Annotated in this window: 26 protein-coding genes; 11 read left to right on the top strand and 15 right to left on the bottom strand. The window is 41.7% G+C overall.

The window, feature by feature from the left end; genetic code table 11:
* Positions 1-19: 19 nt before the first annotated feature.
* A complete protein-coding gene (locus NI389_RS01860; protein ID WP_308361329.1) occupies positions 20-829 on the bottom strand; it encodes a M61 family metallopeptidase in 810 nt (269 codons plus the stop codon).
* Between the two features lie 274 nt (positions 830-1,103).
* On the opposite strand from NI389_RS01860, the gene NI389_RS01855 reads away from it, so the two are divergent.
* Both NI389_RS01855 and NI389_RS01850 read left to right on the top strand, forming a co-directional pair.
* Entirely contained in the window at positions 1,104-1,814 is a 711-nt protein-coding gene (locus NI389_RS01855; RefSeq protein WP_308361328.1) for a DUF4386 family protein, read from the top strand.
* Positions 1,815-1,881: 67 nt separating this feature from the next.
* Positions 1,882-2,046 (top strand): hypothetical protein, encoded by a 165-nt coding sequence (locus NI389_RS01850; RefSeq protein ID WP_308361327.1) that lies wholly within the window; start codon positions 1,882-1,884, stop codon positions 2,044-2,046.
* A gap of 406 nt (positions 2,047-2,452) precedes the next feature.
* Here NI389_RS01850 and metG read toward each other — a convergent pair whose 3' ends face one another.
* Positions 2,453-4,474, bottom strand: coding sequence for a methionine--tRNA ligase (gene metG / locus NI389_RS01845; RefSeq protein WP_308361326.1), 2,022 nt, complete (start codon positions 4,472-4,474; stop codon positions 2,453-2,455).
* Positions 4,475-4,610: 136 nt separating this feature from the next.
* On the opposite strand from metG, the gene apbC reads away from it, so the two are divergent.
* From apbC to NI389_RS01830, 3 genes are all read left to right on the top strand, one after another.
* The gene (apbC, locus tag NI389_RS01840; RefSeq protein WP_308362604.1) at positions 4,611-5,684 is read left to right on the top strand and encodes an iron-sulfur cluster carrier protein ApbC; all 1,074 of its coding nucleotides are present in this window, start codon (positions 4,611-4,613) and stop codon (positions 5,682-5,684) included.
* 4 nt (positions 5,685-5,688) lie between these two features.
* A complete protein-coding gene (gene dcd, locus NI389_RS01835) occupies positions 5,689-6,273 on the top strand; it encodes a dCTP deaminase (protein ID WP_208843397.1) in 585 nt (194 codons plus the stop codon).
* A gap of 303 nt (positions 6,274-6,576) precedes the next feature.
* Positions 6,577-9,018, top strand: coding sequence for a putative bifunctional diguanylate cyclase/phosphodiesterase (locus tag NI389_RS01830; RefSeq protein WP_308361325.1), 2,442 nt, complete (start codon positions 6,577-6,579; stop codon positions 9,016-9,018).
* Here NI389_RS01830 and NI389_RS01825 read toward each other — a convergent pair.
* Both NI389_RS01825 and NI389_RS01820 read right to left on the bottom strand, forming a co-directional pair.
* Positions 8,978-9,742: a CLCA_X family protein gene (locus tag NI389_RS01825; protein ID WP_308361324.1), complete on the bottom strand. Its 765-nt coding sequence runs from the start codon at positions 9,740-9,742 to the stop codon at positions 8,978-8,980. The two genes, NI389_RS01830 and NI389_RS01825, sit on opposite strands and share 41 nt — an antisense overlap.
* Entirely contained in the window at positions 9,743-10,342 is a 600-nt protein-coding gene (locus tag NI389_RS01820; protein ID WP_308361323.1) for a tRNA-uridine aminocarboxypropyltransferase, read from the bottom strand.
* A 245-nt stretch (positions 10,343-10,587) separates the two neighbouring features.
* Here NI389_RS01820 and NI389_RS01815 point away from each other — a divergent pair, with 245 nt between their 5' ends.
* Together NI389_RS01815 and NI389_RS01810 are read left to right on the top strand one after the other, a co-directional pair.
* Positions 10,588-10,932, top strand: coding sequence for an Hpt domain-containing protein (locus NI389_RS01815; protein ID WP_208843392.1), 345 nt, complete (start codon positions 10,588-10,590; stop codon positions 10,930-10,932).
* Between the two features lie 94 nt (positions 10,933-11,026).
* A complete protein-coding gene (locus NI389_RS01810; RefSeq protein WP_308361322.1) occupies positions 11,027-12,244 on the top strand; it encodes a pyridoxal phosphate-dependent aminotransferase in 1,218 nt (405 codons plus the stop codon).
* Between the two features lie 42 nt (positions 12,245-12,286).
* On the opposite strand, the gene NI389_RS01805 is transcribed toward NI389_RS01810, so the two are convergent.
* From NI389_RS01805 to NI389_RS01775, 7 genes are all read right to left on the bottom strand, one after another.
* Complete coding sequence (locus tag NI389_RS01805; protein ID WP_308361321.1) at positions 12,287-12,964, bottom strand: M15 family metallopeptidase; 678 nt, start codon at positions 12,962-12,964, stop codon at positions 12,287-12,289.
* A complete protein-coding gene (dapE, locus tag NI389_RS01800) occupies positions 12,961-14,094 on the bottom strand; it encodes a succinyl-diaminopimelate desuccinylase (RefSeq protein WP_308361320.1) in 1,134 nt (377 codons plus the stop codon). Before dapE ends, NI389_RS01805 begins: the two co-directional genes overlap by 4 nt.
* A 1-nt stretch (position 14,095) precedes the next feature.
* Complete coding sequence (locus NI389_RS01795; RefSeq protein ID WP_308361319.1) at positions 14,096-14,440, bottom strand: ArsC family reductase; 345 nt, start codon at positions 14,438-14,440, stop codon at positions 14,096-14,098.
* Positions 14,437-14,934 (bottom strand): PTS glucose transporter subunit IIA, encoded by a 498-nt coding sequence (locus NI389_RS01790; RefSeq protein ID WP_308361318.1) that lies wholly within the window; start codon positions 14,932-14,934, stop codon positions 14,437-14,439. Before NI389_RS01790 ends, NI389_RS01795 begins: the two co-directional genes overlap by 4 nt.
* Positions 14,935-14,938: 4 nt before the next feature.
* The gene (locus tag NI389_RS01785; protein ID WP_308361317.1) at positions 14,939-15,322 is read right to left on the bottom strand and encodes an ACT domain-containing protein; all 384 of its coding nucleotides are present in this window, start codon (positions 15,320-15,322) and stop codon (positions 14,939-14,941) included.
* A 101-nt stretch (positions 15,323-15,423) separates the two neighbouring features.
* On the bottom strand, positions 15,424-17,583 hold the full coding sequence (gene pta, locus NI389_RS01780; protein ID WP_308361316.1) for a phosphate acetyltransferase: 2,160 nt from the start codon (positions 17,581-17,583) through the stop codon (positions 15,424-15,426).
* On the bottom strand, positions 17,583-18,785 hold the full coding sequence (locus NI389_RS01775) for an acetate kinase (protein WP_308361315.1): 1,203 nt from the start codon (positions 18,783-18,785) through the stop codon (positions 17,583-17,585). Before NI389_RS01775 ends, pta begins: the two co-directional genes overlap by 1 nt.
* A 153-nt stretch (positions 18,786-18,938) precedes the next feature.
* Between NI389_RS01775 and yfbV the strand changes: the two genes are divergently transcribed.
* Positions 18,939-19,385: a terminus macrodomain insulation protein YfbV gene (yfbV, locus tag NI389_RS01770; protein ID WP_208844448.1), complete on the top strand. Its 447-nt coding sequence runs from the start codon at positions 18,939-18,941 to the stop codon at positions 19,383-19,385.
* Here yfbV and rlmA read toward each other — a convergent pair.
* From rlmA to xthA, 3 genes are read right to left on the bottom strand one after another with little or no spacing between them, the layout of a single operon-like run.
* Complete coding sequence (gene rlmA, locus NI389_RS01765) at positions 19,382-20,185, bottom strand: 23S rRNA (guanine(745)-N(1))-methyltransferase (RefSeq protein WP_308361314.1); 804 nt, start codon at positions 20,183-20,185, stop codon at positions 19,382-19,384. The genes yfbV and rlmA overlap by 4 nt on opposite strands.
* Positions 20,182-20,802 (bottom strand): energy-coupling factor ABC transporter permease, encoded by a 621-nt coding sequence (locus NI389_RS01760; RefSeq protein ID WP_308361313.1) that lies wholly within the window; start codon positions 20,800-20,802, stop codon positions 20,182-20,184. Before NI389_RS01760 ends, rlmA begins: the two co-directional genes overlap by 4 nt.
* A complete protein-coding gene (gene xthA, locus NI389_RS01755) occupies positions 20,802-21,626 on the bottom strand; it encodes an exodeoxyribonuclease III (protein WP_308361312.1) in 825 nt (274 codons plus the stop codon). Before xthA ends, NI389_RS01760 begins: the two co-directional genes overlap by 1 nt.
* Before the next feature lie 228 nt (positions 21,627-21,854).
* On the opposite strand from xthA, the gene NI389_RS01750 reads away from it, so the two are divergent.
* Positions 21,855-22,277 carry an exonuclease III gene (locus NI389_RS01750; protein WP_208843384.1) on the top strand — a complete coding sequence of 141 codons (423 nt, stop codon included), beginning with the start codon at positions 21,855-21,857 and terminating at the stop codon, positions 22,275-22,277.
* Between the two features lie 62 nt (positions 22,278-22,339).
* On the opposite strand, the gene NI389_RS01745 is transcribed toward NI389_RS01750, so the two are convergent.
* Positions 22,340-23,629, bottom strand: coding sequence for an anti-phage deoxyguanosine triphosphatase (locus NI389_RS01745; protein WP_308361311.1), 1,290 nt, complete (start codon positions 23,627-23,629; stop codon positions 22,340-22,342).
* 167 nt (positions 23,630-23,796) lie between these two features.
* Between NI389_RS01745 and NI389_RS01740 the strand changes: the two genes are divergently transcribed.
* Together NI389_RS01740 and NI389_RS01735 are read left to right on the top strand one after the other, a co-directional pair.
* Positions 23,797-24,621, top strand: a complete 825-nt coding sequence (locus tag NI389_RS01740; RefSeq protein ID WP_308361310.1) for a glucosaminidase domain-containing protein — start codon at positions 23,797-23,799, stop codon at positions 24,619-24,621.
* Complete coding sequence (locus NI389_RS01735) at positions 24,611-25,249, top strand: DUF2987 domain-containing protein (protein ID WP_308361309.1); 639 nt, start codon at positions 24,611-24,613, stop codon at positions 25,247-25,249. The genes NI389_RS01740 and NI389_RS01735 overlap by 11 nt, the downstream gene beginning before the upstream one ends.
* The last annotated feature ends 33 nt before the right edge of the window (positions 25,250-25,282 follow it).

The following is a 25,282-nucleotide window of genomic DNA, read 5'->3' as shown; positions in this document are numbered from 1 at the left end:
CTCGCATGATATTAAGGTCTCATTGACTCACTTGACGTATTTGCTCAGCTGACACGATAGGAAAATCTTGCCGATTTCGATATTTTGCAAAGAGTGTCGAGAAAATTGCACTTTGGCTGATTGCATCTAGTGCTTCAATGAAATGAGCCGCAGAATCAGATTTCTTTCTACAGCAATTTTGATAGTTCTGGATTACCTCAACCAAGGTTTTATTGTTTTTTTCCCTAAGTGCCAAATCAGCCTCAAGAAAGAAAGCGGCACCACTCCAGTACACGCGTTGATAGGCTTTTGTTGACCACATCTCATCTGAAATTGAACTTAACTTGCCAATATGTTTCCTTGTTGACTGTTTTCCACGTTCAAAACCCGCGGACAATCTGCTGCGAAACTCTTGTTTGGTGATGATATTAGCCTTCATCATAATGATATTTTGCAAGTAGGTAGCGAGTCCTTCACTGATCCAAAAGTGCTCAGTTGCAAAGCGAGGATGATAGAGATGAACGATTTCATGGTACAGTGTCCAATCCTTTTTTAAGCGCTCTAGCGAAGCATAACGATAGACATGAAGTTCAATAGCTTCAACATTCTCTCTTTTTACAAAGGCCCAAGGTACTGGCTCAGTGGCAAAATAAAGACCTTTAAAATCAATGTGTAAATTATGAATCTTGAGATCGCCAAGAACAGTTTGATTGGTTTTAAGTCCAAAATGCACCCAATTACGCATCGTGGATTGCTGACTTTCAGAAAAGGTGTTTAGCCCCTCCCATGTGATCTCAACAGACCAAGATGAAGCAGAAAACACAAAGAGTAAAATAAAGATAATTTTCATTTTATTTCCTTGTTTTCGTCCCAAAGGCGAGTTTCAAGAAGTTGTTCATCGTCCGTTAAAATCACGTGAAAGTCCCAATTAATTTTGAATCTTTGTATTCTAAGACCAGAGAAAACCAATTTTCATTACAAGGATAAACATCTAGATACATTTCTAAACTAGGTGCTAAATAGTGTCTATGCTAATTTTCCAAAATAGGATGGTCGTTCTCATTCTTGAATTAGGAATGGAGAATGTACATTGGTGGCACTTATCGACGTAAAAGGATAAAAAAATGCCTATAAAAAAAGGCGGTGGAGTTGCAGCCCTCATACTTGCGATGACGTATATATTTGGATTTGTTTTATTTTTTGGATTATTAGATCCGAGTTCTAATACCACACCACAAACGCGTCTCGCGTTTATCGTACAGAACAGGGACGCATTTTTTGCTGGTTACGTGGTTATCGGCGTGCTCTTCAGTTTTACGCTAATTTTGTTAGTACAATCTCTCTATACTTGGCTCAAGCCATTTTCTCCTGAATTGATGAAATATGCGGCTGTTGTTGGCATGCTTTGGTCATTTATCGTATTAGCAAGTAGTTTCGTATTTTTAACTAGTCTTGGTGTACTTGCCAAGTATGAGGTAACAGACCCGGTTCAAGCACTAACGATCAGTAATACAGTTAACATCTTCGTTGATGCTCTCGGTGGAGGGATTGAGCTTGTAGGTGCTATTTGGGTGTTGCTTATAAGTTACGTGGGTATTCGATATCGGGTTTTATATCAAGCGTTGCATTACATTGGGTTAGTGGTAGGTGTGTCAGGCGTGTTGACATTATTTTCAGGGCTTTCATTCCTTTCAACAAATTCATTTTTCGACATCACAACCGCGCTGTTTGGGTTGGGGCAAATTGTGTGGTTCTTCGTATTAGGTATATCGATGCTACGGCATGTAAACACTGAACAGAAAGCGAACTATAGTACAGTTGCATCGAATTTGTAATTGAGTCATCAATATCTAAAGAAGATTAAGGTGTTTAGCGCATAACTGTGTTATTGAGGAAATTTAAATGGCAGAAAATCTTAAAAACAACGCAAAAAACCTCGGATTAGCAATCGCCCTAGGAGCGGGAGTAGGCATTATATGTGGCCAGTTTTTCTTTGATAGTGTTGGGCTAGGAATAACGATTGGCGCAGGGCTTGGCGTCGCTTTGGGAAGCTTTAAAAAAACCTGAAATGTCTAGTGGGAGAACAGAGTGATTTTAGGGTTAAACCATATTTAGTTAACAAGTAGTGATTTTTGGCAATTTTATGATTTTTAAAGAGAATAGCTCTTTCTAAGGTAAGGCGAAGTCGCACACGTATCCGATGGCGAGCTTTGGTTTTGCCTTTCATATGATCATTAAGTGTGTCGTGCACTTAGGCGTCAAAGTTTGCAGTGAAAATAACAGTAAAGGGCTATCAAAAGAGTTTTTGGACCCGAATGCGCTTAAATAGGGAACCACTCAGGTTCAGGTGAAAGTAGACTCGAATCGCTAAAAAACGGATATATAACGGGTTTGTTTTGCTTAGCCCGTGGATAACATAGATAAGAGAAACAAAAAGGGCCAATTGGCCCTTTTTGTTTCTCTATGTCTTTACTTACATGACTCGCATGCCAGGTTGCGCACCTGAATCAGGATTAAGTAGATAAATTTCTTTATCACCTGGGCCTGCCGCAAGCACCATGCCTTCTGACATACCAAAGCGCATCTTGCGTGGCTTAAGGTTCGCCACCATAACAGTGAGCTTCCCTTCGAGTTGCTCAGGGGTATAAGCAGATTTAATCCCAGAAAATACCTGACGGGTTTCGCCACCTAAATCAAGAGTTAACTTGAGGAGTTTTTCGGCGCCTTCAACATGTTCGGCCTTTGCTATCAAAGCGACACGCAAATCAACTTTTGCAAAATCGTTAAATTCGATTTCAGCTTCAATCGGTTCTTTCGCAAGAGGGCTATTCGGGTCTATCGCAGGCGCTGAATTTAAGCTGTCTTTTGATTCTTCAAGCATCGCATTTACTTTGTCCATTTCTACTCGCTGCATTAGTGCTTTAAATGCAGAAATTGGATGAGATACCAGCGGTGTACTGACTTCGTCCCAGTTAAGCGTAGTGCCAAAGAATACTTCAACATTGTGAGCCATGTTTGGGAGTACGGGTTTCAAATAGGTCATTATCACTTTAAAGAGGTTTAAGCCCATTGAACAAACATCGTGAGCTTGTTTTTGAGTTTCGTCATTTTTTACCAAAACCCAAGGTGCAGCCGCATCGATATATTGGTTAGCTTTGTCAGCTAACGCCATGATTTCTCTAATTGCTCGGCTGTACTCTCTGTTCTCATACATATCCGCGATAGTTGATGCTGCTGCGGAGAATTCGTCAAACAACGCGGGCTCTGCAACATCAGGACTAAGTTGTCCATCAAAACGCTTGCTGATGAAACCAGCACAACGACTCGCTATGTTGACAACTTTGCCAACTAAATCGGAATTTACGCGCTGCGCAAAATCTTCGAGGTTAATATCGAGGTCGGTAATACCGCTATTTAACTTGGCTGCGTAGTAGTAACGTAAGTATTCAGGGTTTAAATGATCTAAATACGTACGTGCTTTGATAAAGGTACCTTTAGATTTTGACATTTTTGCGCCATTCACGGTAATAAATCCGTGAGCAAAAATATTCGTCGGTTTTCTAAACTCAGCACCATCTAACATGGCTGGCCAGAATAGACTGTGGAAATAAATGATGTCTTTACCGATAAAGTGATAAAGCTCAGTGTCAGAATCTTTTGCCCAAAACGCATCAAAGTCGATGCCTTTCTTATCACATAAGTTTTTGAAACTAGCCATGTAACCGATAGGTGCGTCTAGCCAAACGTAAAAATACTTACCAGGCGCATTTGGAATTTCAAAACCAAAATACGGCGCGTCACGGCTGATATCCCATTGTTGTAGACCTTCAGCAAACCATTCATCTAGCTTGTTCGCCATTTCTTGCTGAATACTGCCGCTACGTAACCAGCTTTTTAGCATGTCTTCAAATGCGGGCAGGTCAAAGAAAAAGTGTTCTGAATCTTTTAGTACAGGTTCTGCTCCCGACATAGCAGAACGTGGGTTAATAAGTTCAGTTGGTGCGTAGGTTGCGCCACAGACATCACAGCTGTCACCATTTTGATTTTCGGCTTTACAGCTTGGGCAAGTGCCTGTCACGAAACGATCTGGCAAGAAGATGCTTTTTTCTGGGTCGAAAAGTTGCGAAATTGTGCGTTTCTTAATGTAGCCCGCTGCGTTCAGGCGGTTGTAAATCAATTCTGCAAATTCGCGATTCTCGTCACTGTGCGTTGAGTGATAGTTATCGAATTCGATGTGGAAGTCAGAAAAATCACGTTGACGCTCAACACTGACTTTAGCCACCATTTCTTCTGGTGTAATGCCTTGCTTCTGCGCGTTAAGCATAATTGGCGTACCATGCGCGTCGTCCGCACAGACATAATAAGCTTCATGACCGCGCATTTTTTGGAAACGAGCCCAAATGTCAGTTTGAATATATTCTAATAGGTGACCAAGGTGCGTTGGCCCATTAGCGTAAGGTAGGGCGCTAGTAATGAGAATTTTTCTCTTTGTCATACGAATTGTCCGTCGCTCATAATTTTGTGGGTTGCGTCTAATACGTTAAGACGTACGTCACAGATGACTGGTTTTAATGTGTTGAATGTTACATAATTCCCGTGCCTTTTTCACCACGAAAACGTGTTTTATTATCATGTTCAATATTAAAAAGTGGTTTTCGAGTGATGACTCGACAACTTCCGAAATTTATGCCGCACTGAGCGAGTTTAAAAGCGCTGAATGTCCCTTAGGAATTCCAAAAGAATGGGTGACAAATGTGTCTGTCAAATCGGATAGTGTCGAGATAAAATTAACTCTGCCATTTGCCGCGCAATCGCTCTCAGAGACACTTTCTTCGTTTTTAAGTTCAACACTCGCGAAGTCCACTTCAGTAGCCACAGTGGTACATTTGCCAGATACACCCAAATTTAAACAAATTCAGCATATTGTGTTGGTTGCCTCTGGAAAAGGGGGCGTTGGAAAGTCAACAACGGCCATAAATCTAGCTTACGCGTTGAAACAGGAAGGCGCAAAAGTTGGTGTTCTTGATGGTGATATTTACGGACCGTCCATTCCCAAATTGCTGGGGTTGGAAGATGCAAAACCGTTGGCGTCAGATGACAAAACACTGCTTCCGCTTGAAAAACATGGTTTGATAGCTCAATCAATAGGGTTTCTGGTTCCTGCGAGTGAAGCAACAGTATGGCGTGGGCCTATGGCCTCACAGGCTTTAAATCAATTGCTCAATGAAACCGCGTGGGGGAAACTCGATTATCTTATCGTCGATATGCCTCCAGGGACGGGTGATATACAGCTCACCATGTCACAAAAAGTTCCCGCGAGTGGTGCTGTTATTGTAACGACCCCACAAGATTTAGCGCTCGCGGATGCACAAAAAGGCATCGCGATGTTTTCTAAAGTAAACATGCCAATACTCGGGTTAATTGAAAACATGAGTTATTTTATCTGTGGGCATTGTGGACAAGAATCAGACGTATTTGGTCGTGATGGGGGAAAACAGTTGGCTATGCGCCATGGCGTACCGTTGATTGCCGAAATTCCACTTCATACTGCAATTCGAGAGCAAGGGGAAAAAGCCCAGGAAGCGCTCGCAGAAGTACCTGAAATCGCGCTAAACTACCGGGCATGTGCGCGCATTCTGGCAAGTACACTTTATTATCAAAACTTGGCGAGTAACCAAGTAGAAATTCTTATGACGGATGATTAATTAGATGAGACTCTCAGATACTCATATCAAAGAAGCCATTGCTACAGACCGTATCATTATCACTCCAAGACCAAGTGATGATATGGTTTCGGGCATTACCGTGGATTTAAGGCTTGGTAACAAATTCAGAGTTTTCCAAGATCACGCAGCACCTTATGTTGATTTGAGTGGTAAAAAAGAAGAAATCAACGCCGCAATGGAAAACATCATGAGCGATGAAATTGAAATTGCAGAGGGACAAGCTTTTTTCCTGCATCCCGGCGAACTTGCGCTGGCAATGACGTATGAATCGGTTACGTTGCCAGATGATTTGGTGGGATGGTTAGATGGTCGCTCATCTTTAGCTCGTCTTGGGCTTATGGTACACGTGACGGCTCATCGAATTGATCCAGGCTGGTCAGGAAATATTGTTTTAGAATTCTATAATTCAGGTAAGTTACCTCTAGCGTTAAGACCCAAAATGAAGATTGGTGCCCTAAGTTTTGAAACAATGAGTAGTTCAGCTGAAAATCCATATAACAAACGTAAAGACGCAAAATATAAAGGCCAAAATAGCGCCGTAGCCAGTCGTATAAGTGATGATAACTGATACGAAAAAATGGCGGAGCAGTTGTAGTGTTTGTTTACGGGTTGTATCGCATCGGAGAAAAGTGTGACGATAGTCGCACTGTTTCCTCGGCCCAAATGAGTAATTGCTCTATATAACATCACCTTCCATGCGAATTGGGACTGCTAAAGTTAGGTTCACTTTTTGTCTTTTAACAGATAATTTTACAGCCATTTTAGATTAAACCTTTGTTTATCACGATTACCTCCTAAAATCTTTGTTGTTTTTTCCACGTAATCTCCCATACTTTTAACTGGCGGCAGTTCAATACTCAAGGAGGTGGGGATGCGATTGCGCTCAGTACTGTGTGTGCTGTTTTTCTTTGTGATTAGCCTTTCTATACTTTCTAGGGCACAGCAATCTGTTCCATACTCTGTTATGGTATGGCAAAGCGGGTTACAAGAATCTCATCTTGAAAATGCAATTGGCGCGCCGGATCTTTCTCCTTTGGATGAAGAAGCGTTTTTTATCGATTCAACATCGGTCGATTATTGGTTTATTGTGAAAACCGAAGAATCGAGTCCAGTCATCTTTACTACCTCGAAACCAATCGGTGTCTCGCTTGTTCTTTACCTGTATGAAAATGGAAAGGTGGTAGAAAGTAACGAGGTAAACGCCAGTACTAGCTCGTCTCCATTCATTGCTATTGAACGTCCCGAATCTCAGCAAGTTGCTGTGAAACTCACGAGTAGAGCAAAAACAAAAATCACGTTTTCAGTTGTACCTCAAAATGTGTTTATCGATCAAAACAACATACGAATAGCGTGGAACGGACTTCAAGCTGGTCTTGTGGCAATGATTGCGCTGATTATGGTGGGCTTCGCAACGGTCCGAAAAGGAGAACGCACTATCTATGGTGCAATATACTTTGTGGGTGTCGCCTTGCTTTCTATGTCTTTAACGGGGATTTCCGAAGTCTTAATTGGCCCGTTACCTGCGCAAGTAGTCAGTGATAACAATAGTTTTTGGCTGATCATTGCACTGTTTTCGAGTGTTTCTTATTACCGTCTGACGTACCAAGTAAGAGATTTTGAACCGACAATCGATGCCTTTATCCAAGGGCTTAGAATAGTCTTTGTTTTTCTCGCATTTTTGGAACTTTGGAAAGGTGTACCAATCACCTTGTTATTCCTTTCTTTAACCGTCACGCTCGTCTTAAACCTTGGTTTGGTTATTCGATTCAGTAAGAAAACGTCAATCAAAAAAGTAGTATTGATGGCTTGGTTAACTTTGACTGGTTTAGTCTGTTACTGGATAGCTTCACAACTGACTAATTCAATGCCTTACCGATTAGTTAACGTGACCCAAATTGCGATTACCGTTCATGTCATTTTATTGTGCGCAGCCATGCTATTACGTGAAATACAGCGTCAGAAAACGTTTGTTTACTACTCGCTCCATGATGATGAAACGGGTAGCCCAAACAAGAACTTCCTATTTCGTGTACTTAGACAAAAAATGGAAGAAAATAAAGAACACTCGTTATTGCTTTTCAAAGCTTTTGTGGTTGAGCAAACACGCATTAATTTTGGTATGGATTACGCACAGAAACATCTAAAGATACTGATTTCAAAGCTTAATGAACAATTATCGGTGTTGTCAAAATCACCCATTGAAGTAACAGACTCAGGTCCTTCCTACTTATTTCGATTGGAAGACAGTGTGTTTGCTATCCTTATTGAAGGGAAATTAGAGCTTTCAACCATTGAACAATTTGTTTGTTTACTTTCTTCAGTGTTCGAAGAGGGCGTGAAATACAAAGGAGTGCAGCTTGTTGACCAGCTTGAAGTTGGTGTGGCGAACTATCCAATGCATGCGACATCACCAGATCAACTTGTACAACGAGCTTTACAAGCGATGTCCGTTAAAACTATGAGCGCCGACAGGTGGCATATATTTGATGTTGCTAATTCGGTAATCTCAGAAAGAAAACTCAAGATTTCCGCTGCACTTCGAGACGCGGTTGAAAGCGAACAGTTTGAATTGTACTTGCAACCTCAAGTTTGTTTGAAGACAGGTCAGGTTTATGGTGCGGAAGCCTTATTGCGCTGGCATCACCCAATATTAGGGCAGATCCCACCAGACCAGTTCATTCCAATAGCAGAGTCATCCGGGATAATCCATTCGCTCACGGAGTGGGTGGTTGAGAAAGGGCTCACTTATCAAAAAGTGTTAAGTGAAGTCTATCCTGAGCATGTTTTGTCACTCAATATTTCGGGTAAAGATTTAGCTCGAAGAGAATTACCCGTCCATTTAATTACTTTATTGACTCAACTTGATTTATCGCCATCAAAAATAACCTTAGAAATTACAGAATCCGCGACGATTGGTAATATGAATACCATTCGCGGTGTTTTTGAAGATTACCGGCAAATAGGCGTAAAGATGGCAATCGATGATTTCGGTACGGGCTATTCTTCGTTAGCGTATTTGACGCAACTTGGGTTTGATGAGTTAAAAATTGATAAGCAATTCGTGATGAATATGGAAAACATACCTAGTAATCAAACGATTTGTAACGCAACGTGTGATATGTCACACAGTTTAGGTTCTTCTGTGGTCGCAGAAGGAGTTGAAAGTCAAACCGCTTATCTTTTATTGAAAAAATACGGCTGTGATTATGGACAAGGGTACTATATCGCGCGTCCTATGCCCTTCGACGAATACGTACAGTGGCTCGTTGAATCTATTGCAAGCTGCGCTGCAACAAGTAACCTAAGTGGTTAAAATATTGGGAATATAGTGCTCCTATGCTTTTTGATAGTGCGCTATCGGGAAAGCCTCCTTGTTTTTCTAGATCGCTTCCGAGCACATCATTTACTAGAAATTGATTGATAATGTCGGGGTGTGAAGCAATAAAGTGCTCAAAGGCACGAGCCGAAAGTTCTTCTGGTTTGGCGTAATAAAATTGTTTTTGTTGTCGGTCAAGTGATGTAGCTCTATTCATATATAGACTCATGTTGCGTTGATCGGATGATAGAAATAGCAGTCTAAATAAGTTGTCTAAATATTGATTTAGTGGGTGAGTGTTCGAAATAACGCTCTGTAGCCAACAGCTTGATGCAAATTGAGTTGATTTTGTGTCTTTGAAAAGAAATTTACAGATATAGTGGTCGAACGCGTGCCACCACTCATGTGCTAGTGCCCCCTTACCTGCGTTTTTTGCAAGCGCGAGCGTTCTCGTATGGGCTGCGTAATGCGCTTGAACTCCAAGCTGTCCACCGGTGCCAAACGCAAGGTTTAGGGTTTGTCGCAAGCCAAGTAATTTACTTGGTACGTTTAAAATTAGGCTCAAGTCAGCAAAAGCATCGTAAATCAAATTAGCAGCTAACAATCGTTCTTCTTTAGTTACCCACTGGCCGATTTTGATTGTATTAAAACCAAACGTGTCTTTGATATCCGAAAAATCGACTTGGTCATCGAAACGATAATCAGGCCCTGTCCTATACATTTATGGTTTACCTTGGTAGCGTTTATGTAGTGACTCAGGCATTAATTGAATTTGTTTTTTGATGAATTTTTCGAAAAAAGACACATGTTCCGCTAACTGCACTTTTTCTAAGCACTTTATAGCATATACACTTGCTTCAAATGAAGAGAGGCTATAGCTAAGATCTGTTGAACGAATACGATAACGACTTTGTGGCACGGCCTTAAAGCTAATACAAGGCAATACTCTGAGCTGCTGCAAAGACATGTAAAGTTTGAATGCCTTTTTCCAGCTACCATCAAGTATGACCAATGTTTTTACCTTTAATTCGAGTGATTGAGTTTCGTCCAATATTAATGCATTTTCAGAAGGATAGAGTATCGCAGCGTTATCTAAATCGATATTTTTTAGTTCAGCCTCGATAGTTTCCACATCGCCATCAATAATAGTGGTGTGTGAAAATACCAAAGGTAACAAACATGCTGTGTTTTTGGCATGGTTAGTTTCTGATTTGTCACGTAATATGAGTAAATGCACCGCATTTTCATATTTAGGAATTAAGTCATCGCAAATACAGCGTTTCAAGATAAATCCACAGTGTTCACATAAGGCTCTAGCCAAGTCGGTCCTCCAAATGCGTTAACCGATTAAGAATGTTTGTAGGTTGATAATAACTGTTCAGAAGCAATTCGAAAGTGAAGACAATAAAGGAAATATTACCATCGCTTGGACAAACAACGCTGAATTTATCGAAGTTTATCATAGTGACTCGTGTATAATTAAACCTTTGCTTAATTCCCAGTTTTAGCTAGCATTACAAGAGCAGTAAAAAATCACTGGAAACGGTTTGTAGATAAGGAAAAAGTATGAATGTCACCATCGACGAAAGTGCACTATTAAGCATGCAATCCCTTCTAGGAGAGCAGTTTAACGATACACTGGTTTTTTGTTGTAGTGAATTCGAGCGTCTGGAATCAGAAGTGATGTTAGCGCTGCATGGCGACATGCAAAGCGCAATTCGAAACGCGCACAGCTTAAAATCAAACGCCGCTCAATTTGGCGCGCTTAGTCTCAGCAATACTGCACGAGAGATTGAACAAGCGTTAATAAAAGATGAGCATGAACTAGCAAAAGAAATTGCTCAAGGTCTTGCTGAGCAGGTTGCAGGTTCAAAGGCAAAACTAAACGCGTGGCTTGACGCAAACGGCTAATTGAACTTGAATTAATTTCATTTTCAACGATTTCAAAAGCTACTATTTTTCCCTCTTTGTCTGAGCTATTCTAGCTCTCTACAGAGGGGGGAATATGTCTAGAATTTCAAAGAGTAACAAATTACATGGCGTTTGTTACGACATCAGGGGTCCTGTTCTTGCACAAGCAAAGAAAATGGAAGAGGAGGGCCTTAAAGTTTTAAAACTCAATATTGGTAATCCAGCCGCATTTGGGTTTGATATGCCAGAAGATATGCACCGAGATATCATCCGCAATTTATACTCAGCGCAAGGTTACTGTGATTCAAAAGGCCTATATTCAGCGCGTGTTGCCGTATACCAACATTATCAGCAGAAAAAATTACCAAACATCAGCGTCGATAACATCTACATAGGCAACGGTGTTAGCGAACTTATTCAAATGGTTACGCAAGCGTTATTGAATGATGGTGATGAAGTTTTAATTCCTGCACCAGATTATCCACTCTGGACTGCTTCTGTAAAGTTAGCCGGTGGAACGCCTGTACATTATTTGTGTGACGAGGAACAAGACTGGTTTCCTGATATCGCCGACATTCGTAAAAAGGTGACGCCTAAAACGAAAGCGTTGGTGCTGATAAACCCTAATAACCCGACAGGTGCTGTGTACAGCAAAGCGTTGCTAGAAGAACTCGTGACCGTAGCGCGAGAGAACAACTTGTTGATCCTAAGCGACGAAATCTATGAAAAAATTCTTTATGAAGGTGTCGAGCATTTTTCTATCGCGGCAATGTGCGAAGACCTACCTGTTATTACGTTCAATGGACTCGCTAAAACTTATCGTGCGGCGGGTTTACGAATGGGATGGATGGTCCTAAGTGGAAAAATCTCCAGAATGACGGACTTGATATCGGGATTAGATATGCTTGCGTCAATGCGTTTATGTGCAAACGTACCAGCACAATTTGCGATCCAGCAGGCATTGGGTGGTGTTCAATCGATAGATCAGTTAATTGAACCAGGAGGTCGTTTATATGAGCAACGGAATATCGTGTCACAATCGCTAAATAGCATCGACGGACTAAGCTGTGTGAAACCGATGGGAGCGTTGTATGCGTTTCCTAAGGTAGATATTGCGAAATTTGGCATTAAAGACGATGAGAAAATGGTGTTGGATTTACTGCGGGAAGAGAAAATTCTACTTGTGCATGGTCGAGCATTCAACTGGCCAAAGCCAGACCATTTTCGAGTAGTATTCTTGCCTCACAAAGATGAGCTAGAACCTGCAATGAAACGCGTTGAGCGGTTTTTTAGCCATTACAAACAGAGTTAAAATAGGGCGGTTAAGCCCTATTTTTTGCTGCTCACTGTGCCATTAAAGACTAAATTTGCACGTGTTGGAAATATACTTCGAATAGAGGTTAGGCAAATGGGAGATGATTTCTTCTTTTCCTCGGACATCAGAGTTAACAAGTGCTTCAATAAGATGATTAATTGTCATGGTTTGTGCGTAACGCGTGGCTACAGGATGAAAGCTAATATGCCATGGCTCTTCGGCAACTCCACCTCGAAACTCCCGATATGGAAAGTAAAAGTCTGAGCCCTTCAATTCTTCATCTAACCACATGTAGAAGGGGGCTTGGTCACCATGGAAATATTCTGCAGGTGTTAGCTGGAGCGGATACGCGTCGGAGGTGAGATTTTTTGCATATACGTCAAAATCACATCCCCAATGATGTCGGCTTGCACCGGGAAGCGCCGAAAAGAGCATAATGGCGCTTATCCGTTCAAATACGCTAAGCACGTTGACATCAAGTTCTTTGCCTTCATACGAATAAACAGATCGTAATCCATCAAACTTGTTGTTCCAAATAAGCATTTGTCGCTCAAATGACCTAAAACCCGAAGCAATACTAAGATCAAAACCTGCGCGTTGTGCTCGTTGTTTTAACGCATGTAACGAACCGATCACGAGTGGATGAACGAGTACATTTTCATACTGAACTACATGCGTTTGAGTTTTGCCAGTTAGTTCTAGTACATCGATTCTCATGCTAGTAACTCAACGAGTATTGCTTCATAGATGTCAGTGAGTTTTTCTAGAGAGTCGATAGAGACACATTCATTGACTTGGTGGATCGTTTTGTTAATTGGGCCTAATTCAATCACCTTACAGCCTGTTTGGGCAATGAATCGACCATCCGATGTGCCGCCTGACGTTTCAGGCTTCGAGTCAATACCCGTCACTGTTTTTATGGCTTTCAACGTTGCAGTAAGAAGCTCTCCCGGTTCAGTTAAAAATGGTAGGCCATTAAGAGTCCAGTCTAATCTAAATTCAATTCCCCTAGATTCTAGCACTTGAACAACTCGAGATTTGAGCTCATCCGCCGTAACTTCAGTTGAAAAGCGGAAATTGAACTGAACGTCAACCGAGCCAGGGATGACGTTACCTGCGCCCGTACCACCATGAATGTTCGAAATTTGAAAGCTCGTAGCCGGGAAGAACTCATTGCCGTTGTCCCAATTAATCGAGCTTAGCGATTGAATCACGTCACCTGCTAAATGAATAGGGTTGAGTGCGAGGTGAGGGTACGCAACATGGCCTTGCTTACCGATAATTGTTAAATGACCAGTCAGCGAGCCTCGGCGCCCGTTTTTCACGACATCACCTAGCTCAGAACGACTAGAAGGCTCTCCAACTAGGCACATGTCTATTTTTTCATTTCTCGACTCTAACAAATCGACTACTTTGGTCGTACCGTTGACAAAAGGCCCTTCTTCATCTGAGGTAATCAAAAATGATATCGAGCCTTTGTGGTTGGGGTGCTTTTTAACAAAACGCTCAGTAGCGACCACCATTGCTGCAAGCGAGCCTTTCATGTCTGCAGCGCCGCGGCCATGTAAATAGCCATCAACTACCTTACCCTCAAAAGGAGGATATAACCAATCAGACTCTTTACCCACAGGAACAACGTCAGTATGGCCCGCGAAGCAAAAATGAGGAGACGACTTGCCTTTACGCGCCCATGTGTTGAGGGTGTCTGTATAGAACAACTCTTCAACGTCAAAGCCCAAGGAAACAAGGCGTTCATTCATTAAAGATTGGCATCCCGCATCTTCAGGCGTCACCGACGGCCTTTGAATTAAAGCTTGTGCGAGTTGGAGTGTGTCGCTAAATGACATATCAGTTTAGCTCTTCATATTGTTTCTGATTGAACCCAATTAGATACTCTCCATTATGAACGAGCACTGGACGTTTTATCATTGCTGGGTATTCGACAAGTAGTTCTATTGCGGTTTGCTCGTTAAGGTTGTTTTTTTGTTCTTCACTTAACTGGCGAAAGGTCGTGCCACGTTTGTTAAGGAGTTCTTCCCATGTGAGCGAGGTCAAAAATTCTTTTATGAGAGAGTCGGACACACCATCTTTTCTATAATCGTGAAACTTAAAGTTTACGCCTTGTGCCTCAAGTTGCTTCTTTGCTTTTTTGATTGTGTCACAATTAGGAATACCATACATGATTGTGGTCATTTTTGTTCCTCTGCAATAGTGATTAATGGGTCTATACCCGCTTTTACTTGTTTAAGGGGCGTGTAATAACTTAATTTTCGATTTTCATTCAGCACCACATAGGTCGCGAGCGCCTTCGTGTCTACTGGTAGCGCCAATCTAACCAAACTGTCGCCACGGCGCATTGCTGAGCTTTGAGTATGTATAAGCTTTAAATATTCTGGCGTTTGTAGGTGCCAAGGTAAAGAGAGGTGAATAAGCACTTTGTGGCCTTCAAACGATTCCAAAATCCATTCAAGCCCGCCTTGTTTGATGGCCAGTATTGCACCATCAAATGGCGCAACGACGATTTCATTCGAAAGCTCAACGCAAATACCTTTGCCTAATATCCCAGAAGAAAAAATAGGGTCTGGATGCGTGTTTAACGAAACCACTTTACCAGAAAAAGGACTTGCTAGATTACATATTGGTTGGGTTATCTGCGTGATAGGACAATAAGAAATCGGTGATTGCATAGGGCTAATTTAAAAAATGATATCCGTCTTTTTTTAAGGCTTTAATTGCGTCATCTACTTGTAGCTGTTTGACTAATATGTAATCAGTGTCATACGTAGAAATGGCAAAAATAGATACATTTGCTTTAGCTAGCACCCCTGAGATGTTTGCCATAATACCGGTCAGGGAAAACCCAAGTGGGCCAACAACTTCCAACGCACGCCAATTGGATTCAGTGGCGAAACTGTCTATGTGGATAGTAGATGGACAGACAATAGAAAGTTCATCCGGGGTTTTGGCAATAAAGAATACGTTGGCTTTAAATACCGCGGTAGGAATGTCAGCAGTTTCATCCATACTGTGGATAGCAAAGTTTTCTGTTAGAAGCTGCAAAGTTTGTTTTGACATTCGTTACCTGCTTACTCGTGCAAAATGAATACCTATGTCTCTCTAGATAGTATAGCCAAGCCAATAAAATTAAAACCTTTTTATTGGCTTGGCAAAGTAACCTAGTTGGTTACTTTCGTTTCCAACTGTTTAGCTTGAATCGCGGTTAAAGCAATTGTGTAGACGATATCATCAACCAAAGCACCACGCGACAGGTCGTTCACCGGCTTTCGCATACCTTGTAACATCGGCCCAATACTTACTAAATCAGCACTACGTTGTACCGCTTTATATGTTGTATTCCCCGTGTTTAAATCTGGGAATACAAACACCGTGGCTTTACCCGCTACAGGGCTGTTCGGTGCCTTTTTCTTTGCAACGTTTTCCATGATAGCGGCATCATATTGCAAAGGCCCATCAATCATTAAATCAGGACGTTTTGATTTTGCAATTTCAGTCGCTTCACGTACTTTATCTACATCCGCGCCATGGCCTGAAGTGCCAGTACTATAGCTAATCATTGCAACTCGAGGTTCAATGCCGAATGCTTTAGCTGAATCGGCTGATTGAATAGCAATATCGGCAAGTTGCTGTGCAGTCGGGTCTGGGTTTATTGCGCAATCACCGTAAACTAAAACCTGATCTGGCAGAAGCATGAAGAAAACGGAGCTGACTAGCGAAGAGCCAGGAGCTGTTTTAATAAGCTGCAGTGCAGGACGAATCGTATTTGCCGTTGTATTCACAGCGCCAGAGACAAGGCCGTCGACGTCGTTTTGAGCCAACATCATGGTGCCGAGTACTACGTTATCTTGAAGTTGTTCTTCGGCTACAACTTCGGTCAACCCTTTATTTTTCCTGAGTTCAACCATTGGCCCAACGTAGTTGTTCACAATGTCTTTAGGCTCGAGAATCATCACATTTTCATTGAGTACAACACCTTGTTGCTCAGCGATACGGTAAATTTCTTCCTGCTCGCCAAGCAATATCGTTTTAGCTATACCACGTTCGCCACATATAGCCGCTGCTTTGATAGTACGAGGCTCATTACCTTCGGGTAACACAATCGTTTTTGCTGCGCGACGGGCCAAATCGGTCAATAGATAACGGAAAGCCGGAGGCGAAAGTTTGCGGGTTTTTGCAACCCCTTTCGCCAAATCATCTAGCCAATCAGAATCGATATTGGCTGCGTTGTGGAGCTTAACCTTTTCAATTCGTTGCTCGTCGTCACACGGTACTTCCATATTAAAATTATGAAGAAGCAGCGACGTTTTCCACGTGTCCGATTGTGTCGCTAAAATGGGCAGACCGGTTTGCATTGCTTGTTCACAGAGCTTCATGATCCGCTGTTCTGGTTTGAAACCACCTGTAAGCAAAATTGCACCAAGCTTGACGCCATTCATCGCGGATAAGCAGGCTGCAACTAACACGTCGGAACGGTCGCCTGGAGTGACAATGAGCGCACCCGGCGTAAAGTGATTAAGAATGTTAGACACAGTACGCGCACAGAAAGTCACGCGTCTGAGGCGTCGATGAGTCATATCACCTTCATTAATAATTTCGGCATTAAGATAAGCACTCAAATCTTTTACACGAGGGGCAACCAGGTCAAATTCCCAAGGGATCATGCCAAGGAGCATAAAAGGGTGCTTTCTAAAGATAGGCAGAGAGGCGAGGCGGTTGAGTTCATTCTCCAACATATCGGGGTTGTGTTGGTCGACTAAATCCGCTCTTGCACGGCCATCCTCATCGAGAGGCGCGTTTACTTTGTTGAAAATGCAACCAAGCACTCTAGAATGTTTTACACCACCATAGTTACCAGCCGCAATCTCTAATCGGTCTTCAAGTTCGTCGTTGCTGTCATTGCCAGGCGTCAGAACAAACACGATATCGGCACCTAAAGTTTGTGCTATCTCACGATTTACTCGGCCAGCGTACGGTTGACGACGCGTAGGCACCATACCTTCAATGATGACAACTTCGTCATTCGTTGTTCCACTTTCAAATCGTTCAACGATTTCCTCAAGCAAATCATCACCTTTACCCTCGCTTATCATATTCTCAGCATAGGTAAGTTCAAATGGCGCTGGTGGATTGATACTTGAACCTTGTTTCACTATTAACGTAGACTTCTCAGGGCCTTGCTCATCTTTACGAGGTTGAGCGATAGGTTTAAAGAAATTCACCTTAACGGCTTTTTGTTCGAGCGCGCGGACAAGACCGACTGAAACAGAGGTAAGGCCGACTCCTGTCGAAATCGGCACTAACATAATGCGTCTGCCCATTATTTTGTCTCCTTCGCAATGCGCGCCGCATCTTTTGCGATAACCCATTCTTCGTTGGTGGGAACCACAAGTGCTATAACGTTAGAGTCTTCAGTGCTGATAATACCTTGGTGACCAAAGCGAGCTGCTTGGTTTTTCTCATGATCACAAGCCATACCAAAAAAGGCTAACTGTTCGATTACTCGCTGACGGATAAGATCTGAGTTTTCACCTATTCCACCTGTAAATACAAGCGCATCTAATCCGCCAAGTGAAACGGCAAAAGACGCGATGTACTTTGCTAACCTAAAACAGAACATTTCTAGCGCAAGGTGGGCTTGCTTGTGTCCATTTGCAGCCGCTTCCTCGATAGCGCGGCAGTCATTAGACAACGCTGAGATCCCTAAAAGTCCACTGTGCTTGTTTAACAGCGTATCGATTTCTTTGCTTGAGTACCCCAGTTGGTCACTCAGGTAAGCAAACAGGCCTGGGTCAATATCGCCACTGCGTGTGCCCATCACTAAACCTTCAAGAGGCGTGAGACCCATGCTTGTATCGACTGAGCGACCATTTCTTATTGCCGTAACGGAGCAGCCATTACCTAAATGGGCGGTCACAATTTTAGAATTATTTTTATTAAGGCCTAAAATTTGGTGTGTTTGTTCCGATACATAATAATGGCTTGTACCGTGAAAACCGTAACGACGGATACCATGTTTTTGATACATTTCGTAAGGTAACGCGTATAGATAGGCGTGTTCAGGCATTGTTTGATGGAATGCAGTGTCAAAAACAGCGATTTGAGGCAAGTGCTTAAATGCGCTGGTTGCAACATCAATACCGAGCAAATTAGCTGGGTTATGAAGCGGCGCGAGAGCAGACGTTTGTTGAATTGCAGCAAGAACGTCCCCATCTACTAAGATAGATTGGGTGAAAGCCTCACCACCATGAACAACACGGTGGCCTACAGCAACGAGGTCGTCGCCAAGCTTAAGTTCTGTGATGAGGTCAACAAGTTTTAAGATAGCAGCTTTGTGCTCTGCATGTGGCGGTAGTTCAACCTCCGTTTTAGTTCCTGAAACTTTGTATTTCAGAGATGGCGCAGCGTCACCTAAGCGTTCAGCAAGGCCGCTAAAAATTTCGTGACCTGTTGATGCAGCGATAATGGCGAATTTAAAACTTGAGCTTCCGCAATTTAGAACGAGGACGTGTTGAGATGGCATAGATTGATATCCGTTTTGACAATAACCGTATACGCGTATTAAGCTCTAGGTATAGGCGCTTACAAACGCCGCACTAGACGAAGGTAGAATTGACCTTGATTTGGTTTAATTTTACCTGATTTTTGAGTAAAACGTTAGCACCAAGGGGACATGATGCAAAAAAGTATGATTTCTCAAGTTCAACTTGGACGAGACTACGCGAAAGCGTGGCCGATGCGGAAGGAATTGGCGCCGATATTTGCGGAATATCGCGTAATCAAAGCCACCGAATTAGGCATATCTATCATGCCCATTCTTGCAATCGTGACTATTTTTACCCAAACCACGGCATTGGGTATGCAGTATTTACCACAGTCCATTGCGATTGCGTTGTTTTTCTTATCGCTTCCAGTGCAAGGTCTATTGTGGCTGGGTAAACGAGCTGAAACACAATTAACGCCACAATTATCATCTTGGTATCAAGAGCTTTACCAAAAAATGGTTGCTAACGGCTACGATGCACCTTTCTCAGCTAAAAAGCCGCGCTATCAAGAGTTAGCAATGTTACTGAAAGACATGTTCGATAAAATGGACAACGCGTTCACCAAAGAGCAGTTTTAAACTGCTCTTTTACGAAGTACCGTAATACAGAATTCAAGCGTTACAGGGATGATTGCTTGATTATTAATATCGTCTAAATGTTCAGGTCTGAATTTCCAAGCAAATGGCGTCATTTGAATTAAATTTAACGCATCTTGTGCAATCAACTCAACGTCACGTCGAATAATATGTTGATCAACCAGCTCAAACTGAGATGGACATTGTGGAAGGTCGTGAAGTTTCACATCACTATATATCTTGGACTTAAGTTCATATAAATGATTAGGGCCCGGGGATACCTGAATAATCATTCCAGTATCAGATAACAGTCTGTGTGCTTCTTCAACAAACAATGGTGCAAAGACACTAATAATCCCATCAAAAAGACCATCATTAAAGGGCGTTTGCTTACAAGATGCGACCGCAAACACACAGTCTGAGTATCGTTTTGCAGCATATCTCACAGCGGCTTTAGAAATGTCGAGTCCATATACCTGAGTGCGGTCATCCACTTTGAGCGCTTGTGTATAAAACCCTTCTCCGCAGCCCATATCGAGTAGCGCCTGAGCATTGTATTGTTTTACTTTCGAAACTAATTCCGATTGCAAAAATGAGTAATGTCCAGTCGCGAGAAAAGCACGTCTAGCTTGCACCATCTCAAGATTATCGCCAGGTTCTTTAGACTTTTTAAATTGCACAGGCAGTAGGTTAAAATAACCTTCTTTTGCACGGTCAAATTGATGCCTGTTTTCACAAACCAAAGTGTGGTCTTGTGACGTAAAGTCGCTTGAACAAATAGGGCAGCGGAATAAATTACTCATTTATTCAAATATTCCTTGTCGTAAAAAGTTTTTACCCAGTGCGGGCGATAGGTAATAAGTAAAGTGATAGCCATACCATTGAGCATAGCCTCAGGGAACCACATGATAACACTAAAATAGAGATAGTTATCGCTAAGCGTTTGCCAATCGTATACGCCAGTATAGTAGAAATATAACGATGAACTGATTATTCGGAAAGCGGCGGTCATACCACCTGCGATAAAAGCGCCAACGAATATATACACGAAAAAATGGTGAAGTAAAAAACGATATATTAGTAAATACAAACCATAAGTAAAGAAAACAGGTAGAATCACAGAGAACACCCAAGCATTGACAAAACTATCTAGCGTATAGTTTTTTGTCAGCAACGTGATGAACAAAGCGATTGTCGAGGTTAGCATAGATAACCTGAATCCAAGGACTAAGGTTGCAGCCGTGATCCCCAGAATGTGAATATTTAATTCAGGTAAAATTCCGGCTTTGATTTGCCAAAGACAGGCAAGAATAACGGCTATTGCCAGAACGCCAGTTTGACGTTCTGGACGAGTTAAGAGTAACGTGTACGTCCGTTTTTCGAATGTTAGACAAAACACCAAAAACGCGGTTAAGGCCATCAAGCGTCTACTAACTCCACATCAAATTCCGCCCAGACTGGCGCATGATCTGAAGGCTTTTCTATGCCTCTAAGTTCGTAGTCTATATCACTAGTTTTACAAATAGGTACTAAAGAGGATGTAGCGAGAATTACATCAATTCGAAGACCTCGGTTGTCATCGAACCCTTTTGAACGATAGTCGAACCAAGAATACTTCTCTGTCTGATTAGGCGCTAAATGCCTAAATGTATCTGTTAAGCCCCAATTGAGTAGCGTGGCCAGCCATTCTCGTTCCTCTGGTTGGAAAGAGCATTTTCCTGTTTTTAACCAACGAACGCGGTTCGGTTCACCAATGCCGATATCTAAATCAACAGGTGAAATATTAATATCACCCATGACGATAAGATTTTGTTCCGGAGTATGTAAATTAACTAATTCATTCATTAAATCTGAATAGAACTTGCGTTTTGCGGGGTATTTAGTTTCGTGAGCTATGTTATCTCCTTGTGGGAAATAACCATTCATTACAGTAAGGGTTGAACCATCTGCTTGCTTAAATGTGCCAATAATCATTCGTCGTTGAGCGTCATCTTCATCAGTACTGAAGCCTTTCGCAACGGCAATCGGTTTTTGCTTGGATAGTAATGCGACGCCGTAATGTGCTTTTTGGCCATGAAAACTGACGTGATACCCAAGCGCTTCAACATCTGCAAGCGGAAACGCTTCGTCATGTACTTTGATTTCTTGCAATCCAATAATGTCAGGTTGGTGCTTGTCGATAAGTGCTTGCAATTGATGGATACGAGCTCGTAAGCCATTTATGTTGAAAGAAACTATCTTCATTCGAGCATCCTATTATTTTTCTCGTTTTGGTCAACCTTAATCTTATCATTTAGACCGTGGAAAAACACGGAAGAGAATGTTAACAGAAACGAATTTGTTAGTTGATAATTAGTGCGAGTTAGCGACTTTGTGAATAGATCATTAAATGTTCAAGTTGAATAATAAATACACTTTACAACAAAAAAGTTGATTATATAATGCGCGCAACTCGTTCATTGGAGGTTTATTATGTTTAAGATGCTCTCAATCGTTACAACAGTAGCTGCAGTTAGTTTTTCTGTAAATGCTCAACAATATGTTGCTGCAAACAATTCTGTTGAAACTCAAGTATGTACTGTAGCGGCAAACGAAGGATTTGAGGCAGCTAGCAAAATCGCACGTCAACACCACATTACTTTGTCAAAGTTCTCTAAGAGCTTGGTGTGTAACGGCGAAGACATTCGTAACCTTGCAAAAGTAGAATTCAACTCAGCGGCGGCTGAACAAAAAGCAGTTAAGTTGGTAGCAAAATCATCAACTCAAGATACTGCTCTTTGTTTAAAAGCGGTTGAGAAAGGCGTAAATAGCTTAGGCTTTAACTCTCGTTCATTACGTTGTAATAACATGCCAGTTAAAGAATTTGTTAAGCAATATCAGAACGCTGCAATCTAATTTAGATCTCCTGTCACATTAGTGATGCTTTTTAGACCAGCTCAATCATTGAGCTGGTTTTTTTATGCCCCATTAAATAGACGCTGGTGGGTTTTCATTGCGTATTCATCGGTCATACCAGACAAATAATCACAAAGTATTCGATATTGTTGGGATTCTTCACCTGCTTTTAACCAATCAAGTTGTGTAGACTTTGGCAATAGTCTCAGTGGGGCACTTTCAAATGCTTGAAATAAGTCGATAAGCAGGTTCTGACCACGAAATTCAATTTGCTGCATTTTGGGATCTCTGATCAGTTGTTCATAAACAAAAGTTTTGAACACTGACAGCATATTTTCATGATGTTCGTCTAATTTGGCTACGTATCTAAGCAGCTCATTCTCAAACCCTTCGTGTTGGATCTCTAAATTTGTACTAATAATAAATAAGTTAACCAGCTCACCTATTAAATCTTTTCTAATAGATTCATCTTCGCTGAAGAGTCGTTTAGATAAACTTGAAAGGTTGTTTTTAAGCCATGGATTATCTAACAGGGTGAGCTTTGGCATTGCGTGCTCTTCCCATTGAGCTTGAGTGAGCGTACCGGTAGCCACGGCATCTTCTAAGTCGTGTACGGCATAGGCGATATCATCAGCCAACTCCATAATACTACAATCCACTGATTTATAGAGCGTCTTACTTTTGTATTCGTTGTAAGGTTTATGTGACGTTAAAAGGCCTCTATCACCATTTGATAATGGCTCTAAAATCCATTCAAAAATAGTTTCATCACAGCCATAGAGTCCTTTTGCAGGCAACCAATGGTGAGCTTGGATAAAACGGTGTTCTTCATGGTGATTTGGTTTGCTGTGCCAAAGCGTATCGATTAGTTGAGGATACTTTATAAATCCGAGTAAGGTACGTCGCGTTAGATTCATTCCATAGCCACTGCTGTAGGGCTCGAGCTTTGCGACGATTCTTAATGTTTGAGCGTTACCTTCAAATCCACCATAATCAGCCATTAAGTAGTTCAGAGCGGTTTCTCCGCCATGACCGAATGGAGGATGTCCAATATCATGAGCTAAACACAATGTTTCAATCAAGCTCGTTGAAACAAGCTGGCGATACTCGGGATGCTTAATTCTTAGGTGACGTAAAATACCACTTCCAATTTGAGCTACCTCTAAAGAATGAGTAAGGCGAGTGCGATAAAAATCATTCACACCTATACTCATAATTTGTGTCTTTGATTGTAAACGTCGGAATGCAGCTGCGTGAATGATGCGTGACCGGTCAACTTGCCAAGGTGAGCGGTTGTCATTGGGTCGGTTTTTTATTTGTTGGTGACGTCTAGATTGCCAACGTTCTGTCATTATGCCATCCAAATTTTATTTATATAAATCAATGTAAACAGCGGGCGTGTTTTCTGTCAATCGATGAGTACGTAGATTCGCCTTCGTTGCTTAATTTTAGTATAATTGCGCTTCGTTTGACCTTAATCAGTACAACAAATCAGGAACTGATTTATTTTGAGAAATGAATGCGAACCGTTTTATTACGATTGGTTTTTATACTCGTTAGTGCTTGGGGACTTCTCTATCCATTCTTAACTACGCCTCCAGAGCATGAAACCGAAATCACAGAGGTTGATGAAAAACCTGTTCAGCCGCCAAAGGTTGAGGAGAAACCACTTCACAATGTGAAGCTACCTGATTTTGGTGAAATTCAGGACGTGGCACTTAAGAAAAAAGCTTTCTTTGATTTTATTAAGCCACATGTGATTGCCGAGAATAAAAAAATTTTAGAAGAACGCGCCACGCTCGAAATAGCACTAATGATGGTGCAGTTTGAAGAGCCACTCACCAAAGCGCAAAAAAAGAAAATTACCAAAATTTTCGAAAAGTACAAACTTGTAGCGGATTCAAACTTTAGCCAAGAGCGGTTAAAAGCCGCATTAAAAAGAGTAGATGTGATCCCAAGAGAGCTTGCACTCATGCAAGCCGCAAATGAAAGTGCTTGGGGGACGTCTCGTTTTGCCCGAATTGGACTGAATTTTTTCGGACAATGGTGCTATAGAAAAGGTTGTGGCATGGTGCCACAACATCGAGGTGACGAAGCTGCACATGAAGTTGCTGCCTTCAAGTCTATTCAAGAAGCGGTTGGTTCTTATTTTAGAAACATTAACACGAATCGAGCTTATCTCGAACTACGTGAACTGCGAGCTCAAATGCGAGCTGAAAAAAGACCGATAGATGCAACCGAACTGGCACGTGGGCTTCATTCCTATTCAGAACGTGGCTCGGATTATATTGACGAGCTAAGTGACATGATAAGACACAATCAGGTGTATTTTGATGAAAAGTAGTATTGTCGGGTTTTCGCTAATGGTGTTAGCACCAATAGCAAACGCTTCAGAGTTTGTTGTTTCGTATGACGGATTCTATGACCGATTGAAAGTCATGGACAAAGGGCAGTATGAATATGCGCAAATCAATTTTTATTTGGTTGATAGCGTTACGCTTGAGCCCTGTGAGATTAAAAGCGGTAAATTAATAACTGAGAACAACAGTTTACCTTTGTCGTATACCAAACATGCTCAGCTTTTGTTGCCGCTGGATAAGCAACTTGATGCTGATAAAGCTGTCATTGTAGTCGAACCGAAAAATCCTGCGCATGAATGTCAATTGAAAATGCAGATAGAGGCACCTTCGATTAAGTTGAAGCAACTAAATACTTCAGTCATAAATCAAGTGAATGATGAGTTCGACGATTTGCTAACTAATCTATCTGGCTTTTTCATTGGCAAACTGTTGTCCTTTTTATTGCCGACTCAAAAAGGAATTCAAATAGAGTTTGACGATGAGGTCGATATACCAGGTGCTTTATGCGAAGCTAAAACGTGTAAAATATCTATGGAAAATACTATTGATTCAAACGTTTTGGTCAACGCTAACGTAGAGATAAAAAATATTGTTCCATGGATTGCAAAGTAACAATAGTTTCTGCATTCGTAGCTAATAAAATGG

Source organism: Pseudoalteromonas xiamenensis, from assembly GCF_030994125.1.
GTDB classification, from domain to species: Bacteria; Pseudomonadota; Gammaproteobacteria; order Enterobacterales; family Alteromonadaceae; genus Pseudoalteromonas; species Pseudoalteromonas xiamenensis_B.
This window is presented reverse-complemented; position numbering and strand designations above follow the sequence as displayed.

What these genes read in the sequence shown, in the direction of transcription:
- NI389_RS01735 (WP_308361309.1), top strand. Translation starts at nt 24,611, where the DNA reads ATGAAAAGTAGTATTGTCGGGTTTTCGCTAATGGTGTTAGCACCAATA.
- NI389_RS01790 (WP_308361318.1), bottom strand. Translation starts at nt 14,934, where the DNA reads ATGCAATCACCGATTTCTTATTGTCCTATCACGCAGATAACCCAACCA.
- NI389_RS01740 (WP_308361310.1), top strand. Translation starts at nt 23,797, where the DNA reads ATGCGAACCGTTTTATTACGATTGGTTTTTATACTCGTTAGTGCTTGG.
- apbC (WP_308362604.1), top strand. Translation starts at nt 4,611, where the DNA reads ATGTTCAATATTAAAAAGTGGTTTTCGAGTGATGACTCGACAACTTCC.
- NI389_RS01850 (WP_308361327.1), top strand. Translation starts at nt 1,882, where the DNA reads ATGGCAGAAAATCTTAAAAACAACGCAAAAAACCTCGGATTAGCAATC.
- NI389_RS01825 (WP_308361324.1), bottom strand. Translation starts at nt 9,742, where the DNA reads ATGTATAGGACAGGGCCTGATTATCGTTTCGATGACCAAGTCGATTTT.
- metG (WP_308361326.1), bottom strand. Translation starts at nt 4,474, where the DNA reads ATGACAAAGAGAAAAATTCTCATTACTAGCGCCCTACCTTACGCTAAT.
- xthA (WP_308361312.1), bottom strand. Translation starts at nt 21,626, where the DNA reads ATGAAGATAGTTTCTTTCAACATAAATGGCTTACGAGCTCGTATCCAT.
- dcd (WP_208843397.1), top strand. Translation starts at nt 5,689, where the DNA reads ATGAGACTCTCAGATACTCATATCAAAGAAGCCATTGCTACAGACCGT.
- NI389_RS01760 (WP_308361313.1), bottom strand. Translation starts at nt 20,802, where the DNA reads ATGGCCTTAACCGCGTTTTTGGTGTTTTGTCTAACATTCGAAAAACGG.
- NI389_RS01815 (WP_208843392.1), top strand. Translation starts at nt 10,588, where the DNA reads ATGAATGTCACCATCGACGAAAGTGCACTATTAAGCATGCAATCCCTT.
- NI389_RS01855 (WP_308361328.1), top strand. Translation starts at nt 1,104, where the DNA reads ATGCCTATAAAAAAAGGCGGTGGAGTTGCAGCCCTCATACTTGCGATG.
- pta (WP_308361316.1), bottom strand. Translation starts at nt 17,583, where the DNA reads ATGGGCAGACGCATTATGTTAGTGCCGATTTCGACAGGAGTCGGCCTT.
- NI389_RS01830 (WP_308361325.1), top strand. Translation starts at nt 6,577, where the DNA reads ATGCGATTGCGCTCAGTACTGTGTGTGCTGTTTTTCTTTGTGATTAGC.
- NI389_RS01795 (WP_308361319.1), bottom strand. Translation starts at nt 14,440, where the DNA reads ATGACCACAATCATGTATGGTATTCCTAATTGTGACACAATCAAAAAA.
- NI389_RS01810 (WP_308361322.1), top strand. Translation starts at nt 11,027, where the DNA reads ATGTCTAGAATTTCAAAGAGTAACAAATTACATGGCGTTTGTTACGAC.
- NI389_RS01750 (WP_208843384.1), top strand. Translation starts at nt 21,855, where the DNA reads ATGTTTAAGATGCTCTCAATCGTTACAACAGTAGCTGCAGTTAGTTTT.
- yfbV (WP_208844448.1), top strand. Translation starts at nt 18,939, where the DNA reads ATGCAAAAAAGTATGATTTCTCAAGTTCAACTTGGACGAGACTACGCG.
- NI389_RS01805 (WP_308361321.1), bottom strand. Translation starts at nt 12,964, where the DNA reads ATGAGAATCGATGTACTAGAACTAACTGGCAAAACTCAAACGCATGTA.
- dapE (WP_308361320.1), bottom strand. Translation starts at nt 14,094, where the DNA reads ATGTCATTTAGCGACACACTCCAACTCGCACAAGCTTTAATTCAAAGG.
- rlmA (WP_308361314.1), bottom strand. Translation starts at nt 20,185, where the DNA reads ATGAGTAATTTATTCCGCTGCCCTATTTGTTCAAGCGACTTTACGTCA.
- NI389_RS01785 (WP_308361317.1), bottom strand. Translation starts at nt 15,322, where the DNA reads ATGTCAAAACAAACTTTGCAGCTTCTAACAGAAAACTTTGCTATCCAC.
- NI389_RS01860 (WP_308361329.1), bottom strand. Translation starts at nt 829, where the DNA reads ATGAAAATTATCTTTATTTTACTCTTTGTGTTTTCTGCTTCATCTTGG.
- NI389_RS01745 (WP_308361311.1), bottom strand. Translation starts at nt 23,629, where the DNA reads ATGACAGAACGTTGGCAATCTAGACGTCACCAACAAATAAAAAACCGA.
- NI389_RS01775 (WP_308361315.1), bottom strand. Translation starts at nt 18,785, where the DNA reads ATGCCATCTCAACACGTCCTCGTTCTAAATTGCGGAAGCTCAAGTTTT.